The sequence below is a fragment of the Pontibacterium sinense genome (assembly GCF_015209595.1).
Classification (GTDB): domain Bacteria; phylum Pseudomonadota; class Gammaproteobacteria; order Pseudomonadales; family Balneatricaceae; genus Pontibacterium; species Pontibacterium sinense.
Genome location: NZ_JADEYS010000003.1, coordinates 55,074 through 73,744 on the forward strand (window position 1 = coordinate 55,074; position 18,671 = coordinate 73,744).

The window sequence follows — 18,671 nt, forward strand, 5'->3', positions numbered from 1 at the left end:
CTTAGATGTCGGTAAAAGACCTCCTCTCTCAGGACGAAATCGATGCGCTGTTGCACGGTGTGGACGACGGCGGCGTAGAAACATCGGAAGAGTCTGAACCTGAATCCGATGAAGAGGTTCGTCCCTATGATCTGGCCAGTCACGACCGAGTCGTGCGTGGCCGGATGCCAACGCTTGAAATGATCAATGAGCGTTTCGCTCGTCATACCCGTTTGAGCCTATTTAACTTGTTGCGCCGTACTGCAGATGTTGCTGTAGGGGGTATTCAGGTCATGAAGTACGGCGACTATGTACACACCCTATACGTACCGACGAGTATGAATTTGGTGCGGGTGAGTCCGCTGCGCGGCACAGCTTTGTTTATCATGGATGCCAAGCTGGTATTTAAGCTTGTGGATAACTTTTTTGGCGGTGATGGACGTCATGCCAAAATTGAAGGGCGCGAGTTTACGCCGACAGAAACACGTCTGGTGCATAAGGTGATTGGTCAGTTCTTCCATGACCTGAAAGAAGCCTGGGCGCCAGTGATGGATGTCGACTTTGAGTATTTGGGACATGAAGTGAACCCGGCGATGGCTAATGTCATCAATCCGGGGGATGTAATCGTTATCAGTAGCTTTCAGGTCGATATGGATAATGGTAGCGGCGAATTTCATGTTGCTATGCCTTACTCCATGCTGGAGCCGATTCGTGACAAGCTGGTAGCTGGGGTTCAGAACAGCGAAGATCACTCTGATGAGCGTTGGCAAACGGCCATGAGACGCGACATTTTAATGGCGCGGATGAATTTGCAGATTACCTTGGCTGAGAAGGAATTAACATTACGAGATGTTCTGGAGTTGGAAGAGGGGGACGTTATCCCTGTGGAAATTCCGGAAAACTTGCGGCTGAAAGTGAATAAAGTACCTGTGTTTGAAGGTAAGTTGGGTGTTTCGCGAGGAAATCTGGCGATCAAGCTTGTCGGTCAGGTGAAAGAAGAGCTACGTCTGGATAAGTAGCAGATAGTGGCTGGAGAGCAATTGAATGAGCGATGAAAATAATCAGGACGTAGACCAGCAGGCGATGGCTGATGAGTGGGCTGCGGCTATGGAGCAGCAGCTAACTTCGGAGTCAGGAGCTGAAGGTGCGGCTAGCGCCGATGCTGGTGTAGGTGAGTCTGTAGAGCTTGATGAACTCCGGGACGATGCAAATCCTGTGGACGATCCCAAGCTGGATGTAATTCTGGATATTCCTGTGACGTTGTCCATGGAAGTCGGTGAGACCGATATTGCAATCCGCAACTTGCTGCAGCTCAATCAGGGATCGGTGATCGAGCTGAACCGTGTTGCGGGTGAGCCGTTGGATGTGAAGGTCAATGGAACGCTGATTGCTCACGGGGAGGTTGTTGTAGTTAATGACCGTTATGGTATTCGTCTGACTGATGTTATCAGTCCGCAGGAGCGCATTAAGCGTCTCAAATAAGGTGGTTATGTTCAGCCGCATATCCTCAGCTCTCTCTTTGCTGTTTATCGGTCTCTTTGCTCAATACGCGATAGCGGCTGATGAGGCCTTATCTGCGCCAGAAACGCCCGAGTCAGGTGAAAGTTCCGCTCGGGGCGTGACACCTATAACTGTGTCTGATCCTTTCTCTACTGAAGCCATTCTTCAGCTGCTTGTTGGTTTGTTGTTTGTTATTGCACTGATTTTTCTGTTGGCTTGGATTGCGCGGCGATCTTTAGGCGTAACTCAGACTGGTCGGCATATGCGTGTTATTACAGGATTGCCTTTAGGGGCACGCGAAAAAGTCGTGTTGGTTGAAGTGGGAAAAGAGCAGATGCTGTTGGGCGTCGCGCCAGGAAGAGTTAACTTGATTACTCGTTTTGAAGAGCCTGTCGTGGACAGTGCTGAGCCTGAAGGTGCGTTTGGGCAACGGTTAGTTGAAGCGTTACAGCGGAGATCGGACTCTTGAGGGCGTTATTGGCCGTTGTCATTTTACTGGGCTGGAGTACTACCGCTGTTGCTGCTGATGTCGGTATTCCCGCAATCAGCGTGACTTCAGGTGAGGATGGTGTCGAAAATTACAGCGTAACCATCCAGATCCTTGCGCTGATGACCATGCTGACGTTCTTGCCAGCCATGGTCATGATGATGACGTCGTTTACCCGAATCATTATCGTTTTTGCAATTTTGCGTCAGGCATTAGGTTTGCAGCAAACACCATCGAATCAGGTGATGGTGGGCTTAGCGATGTTTCTCAGCTTATTTATCATGACGCCAGTACTCGAAAAAGTGAACACTCAGGCTGTTCAACCCTATATGGAAGAGCAGATGGGGGTATTCCAGGCCCTGGAGGCAGCAAGTGGTCCTTTTCGTGAGTTTATGCTGAAACAGACGCGTGAAAGTGATCTCGATATGTTTATGAAAATCTCTAAGACGCCTAAAGTAAATGGTGCCGATGAGATTCCGTTTTCGGTGCTGGTACCTGCTTTTGTGACGAGTGAACTGAAAACCGCCTTCCAGATCGGGTTTATGTTATTTATTCCGTTTTTGGTGATTGATATGGTGGTGGCCAGTGTCTTGATGGCTATGGGTATGATGATGTTGTCCCCGGTCATTATCTCGTTGCCATTTAAGATCATGCTGTTTGTGCTGGCTGATGGCTGGGCCATGGTGGTGGGTACATTAGCAGCCAGCTTCGGTATATAGAGGTCTCTTATGTCGACCGATGTGGTACTCGATGTTTACGGTGAAGCGTTCATGCTCATCGTTATTCTGGTGGCTGTAATCATTACGCCAAGCCTGATTGTTGGTTTGTTGATATCTATGTTTCAGGCCGCGACGCAGATCAACGAGCAAACATTGAGCTTTCTACCGCGTCTAATTATCACTCTGACGGTTATTATGGTTATGGGGCCCTGGATTGTGGGTAAATTTAAGGACCTGTTCTCCTATCTGTTTCATAATATCCCCTATCTGATCGGGTGATCCTGTGTTTGAGCTGGATCTAGGACAGATAGACCGCATCGTATCCTCCTTTCTATGGCCGTTTTTTCGTGTGGCCTCGTTCTTTATGGTTATTCCCATGATCGGCTCGCGCCTGGTGCCCGTGCGCATCCGTCTGGGGTTGGCGTTGGTGGTCTCTTTTCTGATTGTACCGCTGTTACCGGATATGCCGGTTTATGATGGGCTGGCGTTCGAAACCGTAAAAATTATCGCGCAGCAGATCCTCATTGGTTCATTGATGGGGTTTCTTGTGCAGGTACTGTTTCAGGTGTTTGTATTAGGTGCTCAGCTGACGGCCATGCAGATGGGTTTGGGATTCGCGTCGACATCCGACCCGGCTAACGGTGTCTCAGTGGTTATTCTGGGTCAGTACTATTTGATGATCGTCATGATGTTTTTCCTGGCGACCAATGGGCACCTGATCATGATCGAATTATTGGTTAAGAGTTTCACGTTAGTGCCAGTTGGTGGTGCCAACATGGTGATCGATTCATACTGGAAGATGGCGTTAGCGGGCAGTTGGATGTTCTCAGGTGCCTTGATGATTGCGTTGCCTGCCGTCACCGCTTTGTTGGTGGTTAACTTTGCGTTTGGTGTGATGACGCGTGCAGCCCCACAGTTGAATATCTTCGCAATTGGTTTCCCGTTTACTATGCTGATGGGACTGCTCATCGCCTGGATTTCAATGGGCGACCTGTTGGGGCATTACTTCAAGATGACCGAGTTCGCGTTGGATTATCTGTTGGATATGATTGTGGCGGAGAGCCGCTGAATGGCTGAAGAGTCGGGTCAGGAAAAGTCAGAAGAACCCACGGCCAAACGGTTAACCGAGGCGCGTGAGAAGGGCGATGTTCCCCGATCACGTGAATTGGTGACCATGGCTGTTTTGCTGGCGGCGTCTGCTGCAGCATTGATGTTTGGCGGGAAGCTTGCGCATCACATGATGAATGTGATGGTAAACAGTTACGAGCTGGAGCGAGCTGCAATTTTTGACGTCAACCAGATGATCATATTCTTGACGGCGGCGTTTTATGAATCCTTTCAAGGATTGCTGGGTTTCTTTGCGATCGTGCTGTTGGCAGCGCTTATTGGGCCTATTGCTTTAGGTGGGTGGAATTTTAGTGCTCAGGCGTTCGCGCCTAAGGGCAGTCGGCTGAATCCATTGTCGGGTTTGAAGCGCATGTTTTCGATGAATGCGCTGGTGGAGCTGATTAAAGCACTGGGTAAATTTTCGGTCGTCGCTGCGGTCGCGATAGGTGTCCTGTGGTCGATTAAATCGGACATTCTCGCGCTCGGATATGGTAGCCCGCAAACATCCTCTGAAGACGCAGTAGAGATAGTCATCTGGGTATTTTTAATGCTCAGTGCCAGTCTGATTATCATTGCGGCAATTGATGTTCCGTTTCAGTTGTACTCCTACACCAAGAAATTGAAGATGACGATGCAGGAGATCAAAGATGAATACAAAAATACGGAAGGTAAGCCGGAAGTCAAAGGGCGTATCCGGCAAATGCAGCGTGAAATCTCTCAGCGACAGATGATGAAGGATGTTCCTGAAGCCGATGTGGTTATTACCAACCCGACCCACTATTCCGTTGCGTTGAAGTACGACAGTGAACGTGGTGGTGCTCCATATGTTGTTGCGTTAGGCGCTGACTTTGTCGCCCTCAAAATTCGAGAGATTGCCAAAGAGAACGATATCCCTATTCTTTCTGCGCCGCCGCTAGCGAGAGCACTCTATTATTCCTCAGAAATCAACGAAGAAATCCCCACGGGCCTTTATACGGCAGTGGCCCAAGTGTTGGCATATGTGTTCCAACTCAAAAACTACAAAGCCTATCAGGCGGAAAAACCCTATCCACCGTCAGATAATGATCTGGATATCCCAGAGGAATATCGCCGGGACGAATGATCTGGCTTATTTCTTGCAGTTTTCCATTCTGTACTTGTGTTTATCGTCAAAAAATTGTCTTTCTCAGTGTTGTGGCGTTTGGTTGTGCTAAGGTAGACGTGTTGTTAGTTGTATGGTGTCATTATATTGACGTTGGTATGTTGAGTGGATAGAGCGGAACTTTTAACAAATGTACGCAGTTTAGGGCAAGGAAACCTAGGTGTTCCTTTCCTGCTGCTGATTATTCTGGCGATGGTGACATTGCCGATGCCGCCATTCTTGTTGGATGTGTTGTTTACGTTCAACATCGCGCTGTCCATTGTTGTCCTGTTAGTAAGTATTTACGCATTACGCCCGCTGGAATTTGCAGTATTTCCAAGTATTTTGCTGGTCGCGACATTAATGCGATTAGCACTGAATGTAGCGTCTACCCGTGTTGTATTGCTTTATGGTCATGAGGGGGGAGACGCGGCAGGTAAGGTCATTGAGGCTTTTGGTGCCGTAGTGATCGGTGGCAACTATGTCGTGGGTTTGGTGGTGTTCATGATTCTGGTCATCATCAACTTTGTCGTGGTTACAAAAGGTGCCGGACGTATATCGGAAGTAAGTGCTCGCTTTACGTTGGATGCGATGCCCGGTAAGCAAATGGCAATTGATGCCGACTTGAATGCGGGACTTATTGATCAGGATGCGGCTCGATCACGTCGTGAAGAGGTGACTCAGGAGGCAGACTTTTACGGCTCGATGGACGGTGCGTCGAAGTTTGTCCGGGGTGATGCGGTTGCAGGTATTTTGATCTTGGTGATCAACATTCTGGGTGGATTGTTGATCGGGATCTTCCAGCATGATCTTGATGCCATGGTTGCAGTTGAGTTTTATACCTTACTGACCATTGGTGATGGCCTGGTTGCTCAAATACCATCTTTATTGCTGTCTACCGCAGCGGCGATTATGGTAACCCGGCAGAATACATCCCATGATATGGGGCGACAGGTTGTATCACAGTTGTTTGCATCGCCAAAATCGCTGGCGGTCACTGCGACGATCCTGGGTATTATGGGTATTGTCCCGGGTATGCCACATTTTGCCTTTTTGTCGCTGGCAATCGCGGCGGGGGTGGGTGCTTGGTATATCCACAAACATCAGCAGCAGCAAGCACAAGAAGATGCCGTACGTGCTGAGCAGGATCAGAAAACAGATCTTGACGAAGTGGATGCTCAGGAAGAGCAGAAAGAGCTGGACTGGGATGATGTGATGCCCGTTGATATGGTTGGACTGGAAGTCGGATACCGTCTGATCCCGATGGTCGATAAGATGCAGGGCGGTCAGCTGCTAAACAGGATCAAAGGTGTACGGAAAAAACTGTCGCAGGATCTGGGTTTTCTGGTGCCTTCTGTACATATTAGGGATAACTTAGATCTATTGCCGGGGGCTTATCGCATAACTCTGATGGGCGTTGTTGTCGGAGAGGCTGAAATTTATCCTGATCGGGAACTTGCGATTGATCCTGGCCAGGTGTTTGGCCCGTTGCAAGGGATTGAAGTGAAAGATCCGGCATTTGGTCTTGATGCTGTATGGGTCGAGCAGGCACAGAAAGAGCATGCACAATCGTTGGGTTATACGGTTGTAGATGCATCAACCGTTGTGGCGACACATCTGAACCAGTTGTTGCAAAGTAATGCGCATGAGCTGCTGGGGCATGAAGAAGTCCAGCAGCTGTTGGATATGTTGTCGAAAGGATCGCCAAAACTTGTTGAGGAATTAGTACCGGGCAAACTATCTGTCAGCGTATTGTTGAAGGTGTTGCAGAACCTGTTGATGGAACAGGTGCCGTTGAAAGACTTTAGAACGGTGGCTGAGACATTAGCTGATGCAACCGGGCGGACACAAGATCCGGTGGCGTTGACTGCCGCTGTGCGAGTGGCATTAGCCAAGCTGATCGTGCAAACCATCAACGGTGCCGAGCTGGAGTTACCTGTCATTACACTTGATTCTCAACTTGAGCAATTACTGTTGTCGTCCGTACAGCAGCAAGGCGAGGACGGAGGTTTGGTATTGGAACCGGGTATGGCTGAGCGTTTGCAAGCATCGCTGGCGGCAACGGCAGCACAGCAAGAGATGAGCGGAAGGCCGTCCATACTGCTTGTGGCTGCGCCGGTGCGTCCGCTGATGGCTAAGTTTGTACGTTATGGAGATCACCATATTCACGTGTTGTCCTACCAGGAGATCCCGGAGAGTAAGCGGGTCACTATTGTCGCGACAGTAGGGGGGCAGCAGGGCGTTTAAGAGCTGATATCTTAAAGGCCGCTGATAGATAGGTGGGTTATGAAAGTTAAACGATTTTTTGCACCCGATATGCGTCAGGCAATGGCGCGGGTACGTGAGGAAGTGGGTCCCGATGCGGTGATCGTTTCTAATCGTCGCGTCGCTGGTGGTGTGGAAGTTGTTGCGGCCCATGAACATGAATATGAAGCTGCCCAGGTTGAATTTAAGCGTGATCGGGCGCGTAAAAAACGTCGTGATGAGCAGATCCGTCTACTGACAGGTAAAGGGGGGCAGCCTTCGCCGTCGCCGCTCATTGCCGAAAAGGAAAAGGCAAAAGCGCGCATTGCTGCCGCTCAGCGGGAAGATGAAGTACCACCTGCCGTAACGGGTAACCGTAACCAGCAAATCGAAGCTGATGACGACCTTGAATCTATACTGGCATCGTTGAAAGAAAGGCAGCGTGCAAGGCCTGCTGAACCGGAAATGCCCGTTGCTATGGTGAGGCCTGAGCCTGCCTTTGATGTTTCTCCCATCTCTCCTGTTGCACCGCCTGTAGGGGGGGATAGCGCGCTGCAGGTCATGCAGCAAGAGATCCATCAATTGCGAGCGATGCTGGAGAAACAAGCTCAAATACCGTCTTCTTCTGAATCCCTGTTATCGCCTTTGGAGCGCAAGCTGAACGCGCTTGGTCTGAGTACCCGATTGCAAAAACATCTGATGACGGGTGTTGAATTGGGTATGGCGGCCGATAAAGCTTGGCAGAACGCATTAGCACGACTCGCCGAATCTGTGCCTGTCATGGGCGAAGAATTTACGGAACGCGGAGGAATGATTGCCTTCGTAGGGCCGACTGGGGTGGGTAAAACGACCACGATTGGTAAGTTGGCTGCACGTTACGTGCTGAAATACGGAAGTTCCAGTGTCGCACTTGTCACGACCGATACCTACCGTATTGCGGCACACGAGCAGCTAAAGACCTTCGGTCGAATTCTGGATGTGCCTGTGCGGGTTGTTGATGACGTCAATAGTCTGGAGCAGGTGTTGCAGTCTTTACGGAACAAGCGTCTGGTATTGATTGATACAGCGGGGTTAAGTGCCAATGATCCCCACAGTCAGCAACAGTTGGAGATGCTTGAAAGCGTGACGTTGCGTATGAAGAAGCTGTTGGTGGTTTCTTGTTCCAGTCAGCGTCAGGTTATAGAAAAGGGTTATGAAGCCTATAAAGGCTTAGGTTTGAACGGCTGTGTTTTAAGCAAAATGGATGAGTCGGGCAGCCTGGGCGAGGCGTTATCGTTCGCAATCGAGAAAAGCTTGCCTGTGGCTTATGCGGCCGATGGCCAGCGAATACCCGATGATATTGGTGTCGGAAATAAACGTGATCTTGTCAGTCGTGCGGTGCTGACTGCTCAGGAATCACAGTCTGAAAATGCGTTAGGGGACAGAAGTAGAGTGCCCCCTCTATTTAATGCAGGCTGAGTAGCGAAGGTAGGATTAGCAGATATGAGTGCAAGGCCTGTAAAAGTAGTTGCTGTCACAGGAGGAAAGGGCGGGGTTGGTAAAACCAACGTTTCCGTCAATCTTTCGCTGGCACTCAGTCAGCTGGAACAGCGTGTAGTGCTGATGGATGCTGATTTGGGGCTCGCCAATGTCGATGTGATGATGGGGCTGAGTCCCAAGATGAATATCTCTGATGTGTTGGCTGGAGACTGTGCATTGCGTGATGTATTGATTCCCGTCAACGAATATTTTGGCATTGTACCGGCATCATCCGGTACGCAGGAGATGACGACACTCAGCGTGCATGAGCATGCGGAGCTGATACATGCGTTCAGCGAGTTTGCCGATGAAATAGATGTTCTGGTCATTGATACTGCGGCAGGCATTTCTGAATCTGTTGTAAGCTTTGTTCGGGCGGCTCAGGAGGTATTGGTTGTTGTTTGTGATGAGCCGACTTCCATTACCGATGCATACGCATTGATGAAGCTTTTAAATCGAGATTATCAGACAACACGCTTCCGTGTTCTGGCGAATATGGTAAGGTCGGAACAGGAAGGCCGGAACATGTTTGCCAAGCTGCAAACGGTGACTGATAGGTTTCTGGAGGTAACGCTTCAATATGTGGGGTCAATACCTTATGATGAAAGCGTTCGTAAAGCAGTACAGCGGCAACTCGCTGTTTTAGAAGCATTTCCTAAAAGTAAGGCGGCTCTAGCGTATCGTCAGCTAGCCACAAAAGTAGATGCCTGGCCGGTGCTTAATACGCCACGGGGACATCTGGAATTTTTTGTAGAGCGTCTGGTACGCAGCAATTAGCCTGATAGTTATTAAAGGGGTGGCATGTATAACCAGCTTCAATTCACATCTAGTGATGAGTTGATAAAGCAGTACTCGCCGCTGGTTAAACGTATAGCGCATCACCTGTTGGCTCGCCTTCCATCTACCGTGGTTCTGGATGATTTGATTCAGTCGGGCATGATCGGATTGCTGGAGGCCGCCGCAAAGTATGACCCCTCCAAAGGTGCCAGCTTCGAAACATACGCTGGTATTCGTATTCGTGGTTCAATCATTGATGAAGTTCGTCGTGGAGATTGGACGCCTAGATCTGTGCATCGTAACGGTCGTCGGGTGTCAGAGGCAATTCAGCAGGTAGAGGCCCGTACAGGGCGAGATGCATCCGATTCCGAAGTTGCTAAAGAAATGGGCGTATCGATCGATCAATATCATGCACTATTAAAAGATTCGGTTGATAGTCGGCTATTTAGTCTGGATGAATTGCTCAACCCGCAGGATGACTATCCCGGTGAGCAAGTCGCAGCGGCGGGCGAGGGGCCTAATACTCGGGTTGAAGAGCAAGCATTTGTATCTGCTTTGGTAAAAGAAATCGATAATTTACCCGAAAGAGAGAAACTTGTGCTCGCTCTCTACTATGATGAAGAGCTGAATCTGAAAGAGATCGGTCAGGTTCTGGGTGTAAGTGAGTCTCGAGTCAGCCAGATTCATAGTCAGGCGGCTCTTCGGCTAAGATCCCGTTTGGGGGAGTGGCGTTAAACGCCTCTCCTATAATATCTTGTTGACCAAGCACGTCGAAATTTGCAGTATTTGGCATTCAGCTCGAATGCAATACAAGTATGTCATGGGAGAATGGTGTTGAAAAAAGACATCAAAATACTTGTTGTGGATGATTTTTCTACAATGAGGCGAATTATTAAGAACCTCTTAAAAGAGCTGGGTCTGACCAACGTTGTTGAAGCAGATGACGGTGCGACAGCACTGCCCATTCTTAAGCAAGGGGGAATTGAATTCCTTATCACGGACTGGAACATGCCAAATATGACTGGCATTGAGTTGATCAGACATGTCCGTTCCGACCCCAACTTATCTAACATCCCGGTGCTGATGGTAACAGCCGAAGCGAAGCGAGAGCAGATCATTGCTGCCGCTCAGGCGGGAGTTAACGGGTATGTGGTAAAACCATTCACGGCTGTAACGCTGAAGGAAAAGATCGATAAGATTTTTGAGCGTTTGGGCTAGTTGAGCGTAAGGTTGATTTATGGCCGATGTAGAAGATCTCCGTGGAGTTGGGCATTTTGAGAGTCTGCTGAAAGAAAAAGCGGACAAGCTCGTCAATGTTTTGGCGCAGGGCGATATTCCTGCGGCGATGGATCAGATTAGTGAGCTCTATGAGTTCCGTCATCAAGTGTTTTATCAGGAAGTGGGTATGTTGACCCGCGGCTTGCATGAAGCCCTGAAAGCATTTGGTAACGACGTCCAGGATTCGATTCAGTCCGACGTGTCTCGTGTAGACCTGAGCGATGCGTCGCAAAGTCTCGACCACGTCGTAGAGCTGACAGAGAAAAATGCTCATCAGACTATGGATAAGCTGGATCGTGCGTTGGCATTAGTATCAGAGCTGGAGTCTGAAGGTTTAGGCGATTCTGCAGCTGAAAAACTGAAGGCGTTGCACACGGAATTAACTGATGTTTTGGTTGCTCAAGGCTATCAGGATATTGCCGGGCAGCTGATTCGTAAGGTCATGATGTTGTTGAGCAATGTGGAGCAACACCTGGTCCAGTTGATGGATATGGCTGCAGCAGTTGAGCGTTTAAGCGGTGTTCGCCCATCAGAAACAGATACGCCTGCGGTTAAAGATACTAAAGAAAAAGCGATTGCAGCCGAAGGACCTCAGATCAGAGCTAAAGATTCCCCCGATGTAGTGACTGAACAAGATGAAGTCGACGAACTTCTATCTAGTCTCGGGTTTTAATTAGGAGCGCTTCATGAGTTTAGATGTTGATCAGGAAATTCTGGAAGACTTTCTTGTAGAAGCCGGAGAGATTCTTGAACTGCTGTCTGAACAGTTAGTCGATCTGGAGCAGCGTCCCGGTGATCGTGATCTTTTGAATGCGATCTTTCGTGGTTTCCATACGGTAAAAGGCGGCGCAGGTTTTTTGCAGCTTGATGCCATGGTTGAATGCTGCCATAAAGCAGAGAACCTTTTCGATCTATTGCGTAACGGTGATCTGGCGATTACCTCTGAACTCATGGATGTTGTTCTGCAAGCGTTGGATGCCGTGAATGTGATGTTTGAAGCGGTGCGTGACGGACTACCACCGGAACATGCAGATCCCGCATTGCTCGCGCAGCTCGCAGCATATACTGAAGGTGGCGCGCCTGTTCCTGAGGCCCCAACACCAGAACCCGTCGCGGTTGTTGAGCAGCCTCCCGCTCCAACCCCGGTTACGGCACCGGCACCTGCTGCTCAGGATGCCTCGGAGGCAGAGTTTGACTTGTTGCTAAATGCACTTGAAGAGTCGGATGTGGTTAGCAAAGATGTAGCGCCTCCTGCACCTACCGCGGCGAGCGGTGATACGATAACCGAAGATGAATTCGAAGCATTGCTTGACGAGTTACAGTCAAACGGTGAAGGTGCATTTTCTCAAAATGACGTTGCAAAACCCGCTGCCCCAGCGGCGGCTGCGCCTCAGGCGGATACCGGCCTGATTACAGATGACGAATTTGAAGCGCTATTGGATGATCTTCAGTCAAAAGGTGAAGGCGCATTTTCACCAAATAGCGCTGATGCGCCAGCCGTTGTAGAGCCCGCTCCACCTGTAGCTCCTGTTTTAAAACCGGCTCCTCAGCCGAACGTAGCTGCTGTACCAAAAGCCGCCTCTCCGACACCTAAAACACCAGCTAAGACTGCAAAAGCACCCGCGAAGGCTGCAGCGCCTGCAGCCCAGCACAAGCCCGCCGCTGAAAGTAATGTACGTGTTGATACACGCTTGCTCGATAAGATCATGAATATGGTTGGCGAGCTGGTACTTGTGCGTAACCGTTTGGTTCGTCTGGGGGTTTCTCACGAAGATGAAGAGATGGGCAAAGCGCTGGCCACTCTGGACATGGTGACCGCCGATTTACAGATGTCGGTGATGAAAACCCGAATGCAGCCGGTGAAAAAGGTATTTGGCCGATTCCCGCGCTTGATTCGCGATTTGTCGCGTAGCCTTAAAAAAGAGATCAATCTGGAATTGCGTGGCGAAGACACCGATCTGGATAAAAACCTTGTTGAGGCGCTGGCTGATCCGTTGATTCACCTCGTGCGCAACGCGGTGGATCATGGCATCGAGTCGCCAGATGAGCGTGAGCGGTTAGGTAAGTCGCGTGATGGGAATGTGTTGTTGTCTGCTGAGCAGGAAGGTGATCATATCTTGCTGATCATTCAGGATGACGGTGCAGGTATGGATGCGGATAAACTGCGTCAACTGGCGGTTGATCGCGGTATGCTGGACTCCGAAGCTGCCAGTCGACTGACAGAACAAGAATGCTTTAATCTGATTTTCCAGGCGGGTTTCTCAACGAAAACAGAAATCTCCGATGTGTCAGGGCGTGGCGTGGGTATGGATGTGGTGAAAACCAAAATTACCCAATTGAACGGCACGCTAAGTATTGATTCGGTCATAGGTCAGGGAAGTCGAATTGCGATACAGGTTCCACTGACGCTGGCGATCATGCCTACCCTGATGGTCATTCTGGAAGATCAAGCGTTTGCACTGCCATTAGTGAATGTAAACGAAATCTTTAATCTGGATCTGACTAAAACCAATATCGTTGATGGCCAGCAGGTTATCATCGTGCGCGATCAGGCGCTGCCACTGTTCCATCTGAAACGCTGGTTGATTGGAGGCAAGCATGATTCCAGTCTGCCTGAGCAGGGGCATGTGGTTATCGTCACTGTTGGAACTCAGCGCGTAGGTTTTGTTGTAGACCAGCTTGTGGGTCAGGAAGAGGTGGTTATCAAGCCGTTAGGCACCATTTTGCATGGTACGCCAGGTTTGTCTGGTGCGACTATTACCGGTGACGGGCGTATTGCATTAATTATTGATATTCCGAATCTGCTCAAGCGCTATGCGCACTGATCGTTAGCGGACGCAGTAGATGTCTATGCCGGTTAAGGTGCTGATCGTCGATGACTCGGGCTTCTTTCGTAACCGTATTGCAGACCTTTTAGGTAGCGATGCCCGCATTTCCGTTGTGGGCACCGCCAGCAATGGACGTGAGGCGATTGAGCAGGTGAAGTTGCTCAGGCCTGATGTCATCACGATGGATGTGGAGATGCCAGAAATGAATGGTATCGATGCGTTACGTCAGATTATGAAGTTCTCACCGGTCCATGTGATCATGCTGTCTTCTGTGACTCATGAAGGCGCGCGTATATCGATGAAGGCGCTGGAAGCGGGTGCTGCGGATTGTATACCCAAAGATCTACGCGAATGGATGGGCAGCTCTTCCGCTATTAATAATCAGTTATGCGATCAAGTCGTTGCGCTAGGAAAGAGTCGGCGTCCACGCGTACATACTTCACCGCCCTCATCTGACAAGCCGCGTTCATCAATTCGTCCTAGTCCTACGCGCCATGAAACTGCCGTGGCCGTCCCATCGACGGTGAGTGATCGGTCGACATTTACAGTGTCCTCCTTGCGTCAGCGCGGGGAAGCAAACGCAGCGATGCGTGTGGAGTCATCTCCTCGTCGTAGTGGAACAGTACAGCGTTTTCCCGATTGTCGAGTCGTCGTGATTGGCTCGTCGACAGGGGGGCCGGCGGCATTACAAAAAATACTGACGCGCCTGCCCGCTGCTTTCCCTTATCCCATTTTACTCGTGCAACATATGCCGAAAACCTTTACTCCAGTATTTGCTGAGCGCCTGAATCAGCAGTGTCATATTACAGTCAAGGAAGCTACCGACGGTGATCGTTTGGTGGCGGGAACGGCATTGCTGGCTCCGGGAGGCCATCAGCTGATCATTGATCCGCGCCAAAATGACAGGGTTAAGGTCATGCCGGGAGATGAGCGGCTGACGTATAAGCCCAGTGTTGATATATCCTACGGCTCTGCTGCAAAGTGCTTTGGCGATAAAGTGCTGGCGGTGATTTTGACTGGAATGGGTAGCGATGGCACTGATGGTGCGCGCTTGCTTAAACGGTCAGGTGCGAAAGTTTGGGCTCAGGATGAAAACAGCTCAACAATCTATGGCATGCCTAAATCTGTCATTGAGGCTGATCTGGCCGATGCTGTTCTGGATCTGGATGAAATAGGTACGTTGCTCAGTAAACAGGGAGAGCGTTAATGGATCCAATGACCATATTGGGAATTCTGGTTGCGTTGGGTGCCGTGGTTGGTGGCCATTATCTCGACGGCGGATTATTGACTGAGTTAGTTAATCTACCCGCTGCAGTGATCGTATTTGGGGGCACATTGGCGGCTGCGGCCGTACAATCACCGAAGGAGGAGTTTTCCCGGGCGTTGAGGTTATTGGGCTGGGCCTTTGGTGGCCGGCGTTATAACTTTGAAAACGGGATTGATCTGTTGATGTCCTGGTGTACCTTAGTCCGTCGCGACGGAATTTTGGCGCTGGAGAAAGAGATCGAAAAGCATTCCGATAGCTTTGTGCTGAACGGGTTACAGATGCTGGTTGATGGGAAAAGCTCAGAGGCGATTCGTAACAGTTTAGGTACTGAGTTAGTGACGGTCGAGCAGAATGATCTACGAGGTGCGAAGGTGATTGAGAGTATGGGAGGCTATGCTCCCACGCTTGGCATTATTGGTGCAGTGTTAGGTTTGATTCATGTGATGGGGAACCTGAAAAGCCCAGAAGATCTCGGTTCAGGCATTGCATTGGCCTTTGTTGCGACAGTGTATGGTGTAGGAATCGCCAACTTATTACTGATCCCTATCGCCAACAAAATAAAGGGTCTGATCATGACTCGGTATAACTATCAGGAAATGATGCTGGAAGGTATGGCTGCCATTGCTCAGGGTCAAAACCCGCGGGTGATTCAGCAGCGTTTACAAGGTTACATGAGCTGAGCTATGCCCAGACGTAATCCACCTGAAGATTATGTAAATACAGATCGTTGGATACTCTCTTACGCGGACTTTATCACCCTTCTGTTTGCCTTTTTTGTGGTGATGTATTCGCTATCCAGTGTGAACGAAGAAAAATACAAAGAGTTGTCGAACGCGCTAAGTGGTGCGTTTGAAGGAACAGGGCTTGATGCATCACTCCTTGGTACCGGACAGGGAGCGATTATTGGCTTGAGGGAAGAGCCCGCGATGCCAGAAGAGCAATCAACCCCCAAACCTGAGCTGGAGTTGCCCGATACCGACGAGACAGATCAGCTGAAGACCATTATGGAGCGACTGGAAACCCGTATTCTTCCCAGTGTGTCTGAGCGCGATCTCAAGCTAGTTGGTGATGAGCTTTGGCTGTCAATCGAGTTACGTTCAGGCATGCTGTTCAGTTCTGGGCAGGCAAAACCAACGCGTGAAGCGGATGAGCTATTGCAGCGCTTAGCTGTGATATTACGGCCTTACGATAATCCGATTCATGTTGAAGGCTTTACCGATGATCAAGTGATTGAAACGGACCACTTTCCATCTAATTGGGAGCTATCAGCAGCGCGCGCAGCTGCGGTGGTGCGTTTGTTAAACAATCATGGTGTTGATCCTGCGCGGATGGCTGCGGTTGGATACGGCGAGTTTCAACCGGCTTATAGCAACCGCACTGATGAGGGACGCCAACTGAACCGGCGTGTTGTTATCGTCGTGTCGCGGGATGAGAAAGTCAGACGTACATTGTCTGCGTTCGGTAGTCAGCAAGTCAGCAAAGATGCAGTATCCACTGTGATAGCAACGGATGAAACAGAGGTGACTGACACCCCTGTTATTGAACAGGTAGAAACGGCTTCCGGTGGTAAATTGTTTCGACAGGTTACCCCGTTAAGTTCATCCGATCAGCAGGAAAACGAGTAATAAGATATGCAAGTATGGACCGTCGCAAACCAAAAAGGTGGCGTGGGGAAAACAACCACGGTAGTCAGTCTGGCTGGACTGTTGGCCGAAGTCGGTTATCGGGTGCTTTTAATTGATCTTGATCCCCACGGGTCGTTGACGAGTTACTTTGGTTACGATCCGGACGAACTTGAATTTAGTGTATTTGACCTATTTGAAGGCAGTAATCCGATCAATGCGGCAACTGTTCATCGTATGCTGCTTGAAACATCACATGAACGCCTTGAGCTGATGCCCGCGTCGACAGCATTGGCGACACTGGAACGTCGTGCAGTCGGTCAGGAAGGGATGGGATTGCAGATTGCGCGTGCGCTTGTTCAGGTAAAAGAAGAGTACGATTACGTCATTATCGACACGCCCCCGATCCTTGGTGTGTTGATGGTCAATGCGTTGGCTGCTTGTCAGCATCTGTTGGTACCGGTTCAAACCGAGTTTCTGGCATTAAAAGGTCTGGAACGCATGGTACGTACTATCAGCATGATTAATCAGGCACGTAAGAACAAACTAAAATATACCATCATTCCAACCTTTTATGACCGTCGTGCACATGCATCGGTGACGAGCTTGCGCGAGTTGCACAATCGATACTCTGATCGTATTTCCAGCGCAATTGTGCCGGTTGATACTGAGTTGAGAAATGCCAGTATTAAAGGCTTAGTTCCTTCCGCCGTTGATTCCAGTAGTCGCGGTGTTCACGCGTATGCGCGAATATTGCGGACGTTGGTTGAAGCGCAAAAACAAGAGGCGTCGGTATGACGAAGTTACCAGAAGACGCAGATTACTATGCACCGCAAACAGGAAATCAGCAGGTTGTATTCGACTACCTGGAATCGCTGTTGGAAGATCCTGATACGCTTGCGCGTGATACTGAAGCTGAATTGCAGGCAATTGAAGCGCTGGAGCGTGATGAGCAGCACGAGAGTGAACCTTCGCTACTCACGGTGGAAAGCGAGTTGCTTAACGCTGCCCCGGCTGAGCCAAATGAATCGGAAGTTGAGACTTCGGCAGACATATTAGCTGCATCCGCTGAGATTGAACTCGATCTATTACCGGTGGAGGATGATGCCGAACGGGTATTGGCATCGGATGAAGCGGTATCGCTAGATACCCCGGCTGAATTGATGGGTGACGATTCACTTGAGGATTATTCTCAACCTGAACTAGACAGCCCGCCAGTTCAGACTGTGGAAACCCATGTTGATGATGCTGCGCCAAAACCGGCGTTAGATATCCCGGAAGATGTGCTCAACTGTATTTTGTTCCAGCTTCAGGGGCTGAACCTGGCTATTCCGGTCGATGACGTGGATGGCGCTGTTGCGATGGAACGGTTGACTCTGCATTTGGACCTGGATCATGAGTGGGTGTTAGGGGCGTTTACTGCTCTGGATAAAGAAACACGGGTGGTTGATACAGGAAGCTGGTTGCTTTCCGGTCGTTTTGATCCCGCACGTGCCAAATACGAAGAGGTATTGATTCTTAAGGGACGCCGTTGGGCATTGGCTTGCGATACGTTGGTTAAGTCAATTCGCATGTCACACAACGATATTGTGTGGGCTGGTGATAGTAATACCCGGCCGTGGATGTTGGGTACGAATATGAGTGAACGATGCGCGATTATGGATGTGGATAAGTTGCAGGCGTTGCTGGACGAAAACCTGTAATCGTTGCCAAACTGTATAAAGTGGGCATGCTTTAGTATTCTTAAACCTATCTTTTAGTGTCGGAGCGCTCTGTGGAATTTTCCATTTGGACATCGATCTTTGCATTACTAAGCTTGCTGGCTTTGGTGAGCTGTATCGTGCTGTTCAAGCGGATGCGCCAATATGAGCGCCGCCAGCAGGCTCTTGTCGGATTACTTCGAAATGAAATTCAGGCAATCACCAACTCATCTATTGGAATGGGGCGGCGGGTTGTAGAAATAGAGCAGAAACTAAACAGTACCGCCGAAAAGCAATTGGAATTGGAAAACCGTGATCCAGGTGCGATGGCCTTTAATCAGGCCGCGCGATTGATGGAGATGGGTGCCAATGTTGATGATTTAGTCGAAAGCTGTGGTATTGGTCGTCCAGAAGCCGAATTGATGGCGCTGTTGCATCAGGAATTAAAAGCAACTGATAGTCTTGGCCATCAAAAATAATCTATTCCACTTCCTGGTCTCTCTCCCTTTCTCATTTTTCAAACCC

The 18,671-nt window shown here is 49.7% G+C and carries 20 protein-coding genes; all 20 read left to right on the plus strand.

Translation table 11 applies throughout. The features are described 5' to 3' along the window. Positions 1-5 precede the first annotated feature (5 nt). The 20 genes from fliM (at position 6) to IOQ59_RS03960 (ending at position 18,625) form a co-directional block, all read left to right on the plus strand. Positions 6-998 (plus strand): flagellar motor switch protein FliM, encoded by a 993-nt coding sequence (gene fliM / locus IOQ59_RS03865; protein ID WP_193951948.1) that lies wholly within the window; start codon positions 6-8, stop codon positions 996-998. Positions 999-1,023: 25 nt separating this feature from the next. After that, positions 1,024-1,461: a flagellar motor switch protein FliN gene (fliN, locus tag IOQ59_RS03870; RefSeq protein WP_193951949.1), complete on the plus strand. Its 438-nt coding sequence runs from the start codon at positions 1,024-1,026 to the stop codon at positions 1,459-1,461. Between the two features lie 7 nt (positions 1,462-1,468). Continuing rightward, positions 1,469-1,948, plus strand: coding sequence for a flagellar biosynthetic protein FliO (gene fliO / locus IOQ59_RS03875; RefSeq protein ID WP_193951950.1), 480 nt, complete (start codon positions 1,469-1,471; stop codon positions 1,946-1,948). Continuing rightward, the gene (gene fliP, locus IOQ59_RS03880; protein WP_193951951.1) at positions 1,945-2,685 is read left to right on the plus strand and encodes a flagellar type III secretion system pore protein FliP; all 741 of its coding nucleotides are present in this window, start codon (positions 1,945-1,947) and stop codon (positions 2,683-2,685) included. The genes fliO and fliP overlap by 4 nt, the downstream gene beginning before the upstream one ends. A 9-nt stretch (positions 2,686-2,694) precedes the next feature. Further along, positions 2,695-2,964, plus strand: a complete 270-nt coding sequence (fliQ, locus tag IOQ59_RS03885) for a flagellar biosynthesis protein FliQ (RefSeq protein ID WP_193951952.1) — start codon at positions 2,695-2,697, stop codon at positions 2,962-2,964. 4 nt (positions 2,965-2,968) lie between these two features. Next, a complete protein-coding gene (gene fliR / locus IOQ59_RS03890; protein ID WP_193951953.1) occupies positions 2,969-3,754 on the plus strand; it encodes a flagellar biosynthetic protein FliR in 786 nt (261 codons plus the stop codon). Next, positions 3,755-4,894, plus strand: coding sequence for a flagellar biosynthesis protein FlhB (gene flhB, locus IOQ59_RS03895; protein WP_193951954.1), 1,140 nt, complete (start codon positions 3,755-3,757; stop codon positions 4,892-4,894). It begins immediately after the preceding gene. 144 nt (positions 4,895-5,038) lie between these two features. Then, positions 5,039-7,159 carry a flagellar biosynthesis protein FlhA gene (flhA, locus tag IOQ59_RS03900; RefSeq protein WP_193951955.1) on the plus strand — a complete coding sequence of 707 codons (2,121 nt, stop codon included), beginning with the start codon at positions 5,039-5,041 and terminating at the stop codon, positions 7,157-7,159. A 39-nt stretch (positions 7,160-7,198) separates the two neighbouring features. After that, positions 7,199-8,614 (plus strand): flagellar biosynthesis GTPase FlhF, encoded by a 1,416-nt coding sequence (gene flhF, locus IOQ59_RS03905; protein ID WP_193951956.1) that lies wholly within the window; start codon positions 7,199-7,201, stop codon positions 8,612-8,614. A 24-nt stretch (positions 8,615-8,638) separates the two neighbouring features. After that, positions 8,639-9,451, plus strand: coding sequence for a MinD/ParA family protein (locus IOQ59_RS03910; protein WP_193951957.1), 813 nt, complete (start codon positions 8,639-8,641; stop codon positions 9,449-9,451). Positions 9,452-9,475: 24 nt separating this feature from the next. Then, entirely contained in the window at positions 9,476-10,186 is a 711-nt protein-coding gene (locus tag IOQ59_RS03915; RefSeq protein WP_193951958.1) for an RNA polymerase sigma factor FliA, read from the plus strand. A 99-nt stretch (positions 10,187-10,285) separates the two neighbouring features. Continuing rightward, on the plus strand, positions 10,286-10,669 hold the full coding sequence (cheY, locus tag IOQ59_RS03920; protein WP_193951959.1) for a chemotaxis response regulator CheY: 384 nt from the start codon (positions 10,286-10,288) through the stop codon (positions 10,667-10,669). A gap of 19 nt (positions 10,670-10,688) precedes the next feature. Next, positions 10,689-11,402 (plus strand): protein phosphatase CheZ, encoded by a 714-nt coding sequence (locus tag IOQ59_RS03925; protein WP_193951960.1) that lies wholly within the window; start codon positions 10,689-10,691, stop codon positions 11,400-11,402. Positions 11,403-11,415: 13 nt separating this feature from the next. Next, on the plus strand, positions 11,416-13,554 hold the full coding sequence (locus IOQ59_RS03930) for a chemotaxis protein CheA (RefSeq protein ID WP_193951961.1): 2,139 nt from the start codon (positions 11,416-11,418) through the stop codon (positions 13,552-13,554). Between the two features lie 19 nt (positions 13,555-13,573). Further along, positions 13,574-14,764: a protein-glutamate methylesterase/protein-glutamine glutaminase gene (locus tag IOQ59_RS03935; protein WP_307726990.1), complete on the plus strand. Its 1,191-nt coding sequence runs from the start codon at positions 13,574-13,576 to the stop codon at positions 14,762-14,764. Beyond that, on the plus strand, positions 14,764-15,504 hold the full coding sequence (locus IOQ59_RS03940; RefSeq protein WP_193951962.1) for a flagellar motor protein: 741 nt from the start codon (positions 14,764-14,766) through the stop codon (positions 15,502-15,504). The genes IOQ59_RS03935 and IOQ59_RS03940 overlap by 1 nt, the downstream gene beginning before the upstream one ends. Positions 15,505-15,507: 3 nt before the next feature. Continuing rightward, positions 15,508-16,449: a flagellar motor protein MotD gene (gene motD / locus IOQ59_RS03945; protein ID WP_193951963.1), complete on the plus strand. Its 942-nt coding sequence runs from the start codon at positions 15,508-15,510 to the stop codon at positions 16,447-16,449. A gap of 6 nt (positions 16,450-16,455) precedes the next feature. Next, positions 16,456-17,244 (plus strand): ParA family protein, encoded by a 789-nt coding sequence (locus IOQ59_RS03950; protein ID WP_193951964.1) that lies wholly within the window; start codon positions 16,456-16,458, stop codon positions 17,242-17,244. Further along, entirely contained in the window at positions 17,241-18,149 is a 909-nt protein-coding gene (locus IOQ59_RS03955; protein WP_193951965.1) for a chemotaxis protein CheW, read from the plus strand. Before IOQ59_RS03950 ends, IOQ59_RS03955 begins: the two co-directional genes overlap by 4 nt. A gap of 71 nt (positions 18,150-18,220) precedes the next feature. Further along, a complete protein-coding gene (locus IOQ59_RS03960) occupies positions 18,221-18,625 on the plus strand; it encodes a DUF2802 domain-containing protein (protein WP_371871824.1) in 405 nt (134 codons plus the stop codon). The last annotated feature ends 46 nt before the right edge of the window (positions 18,626-18,671 follow it).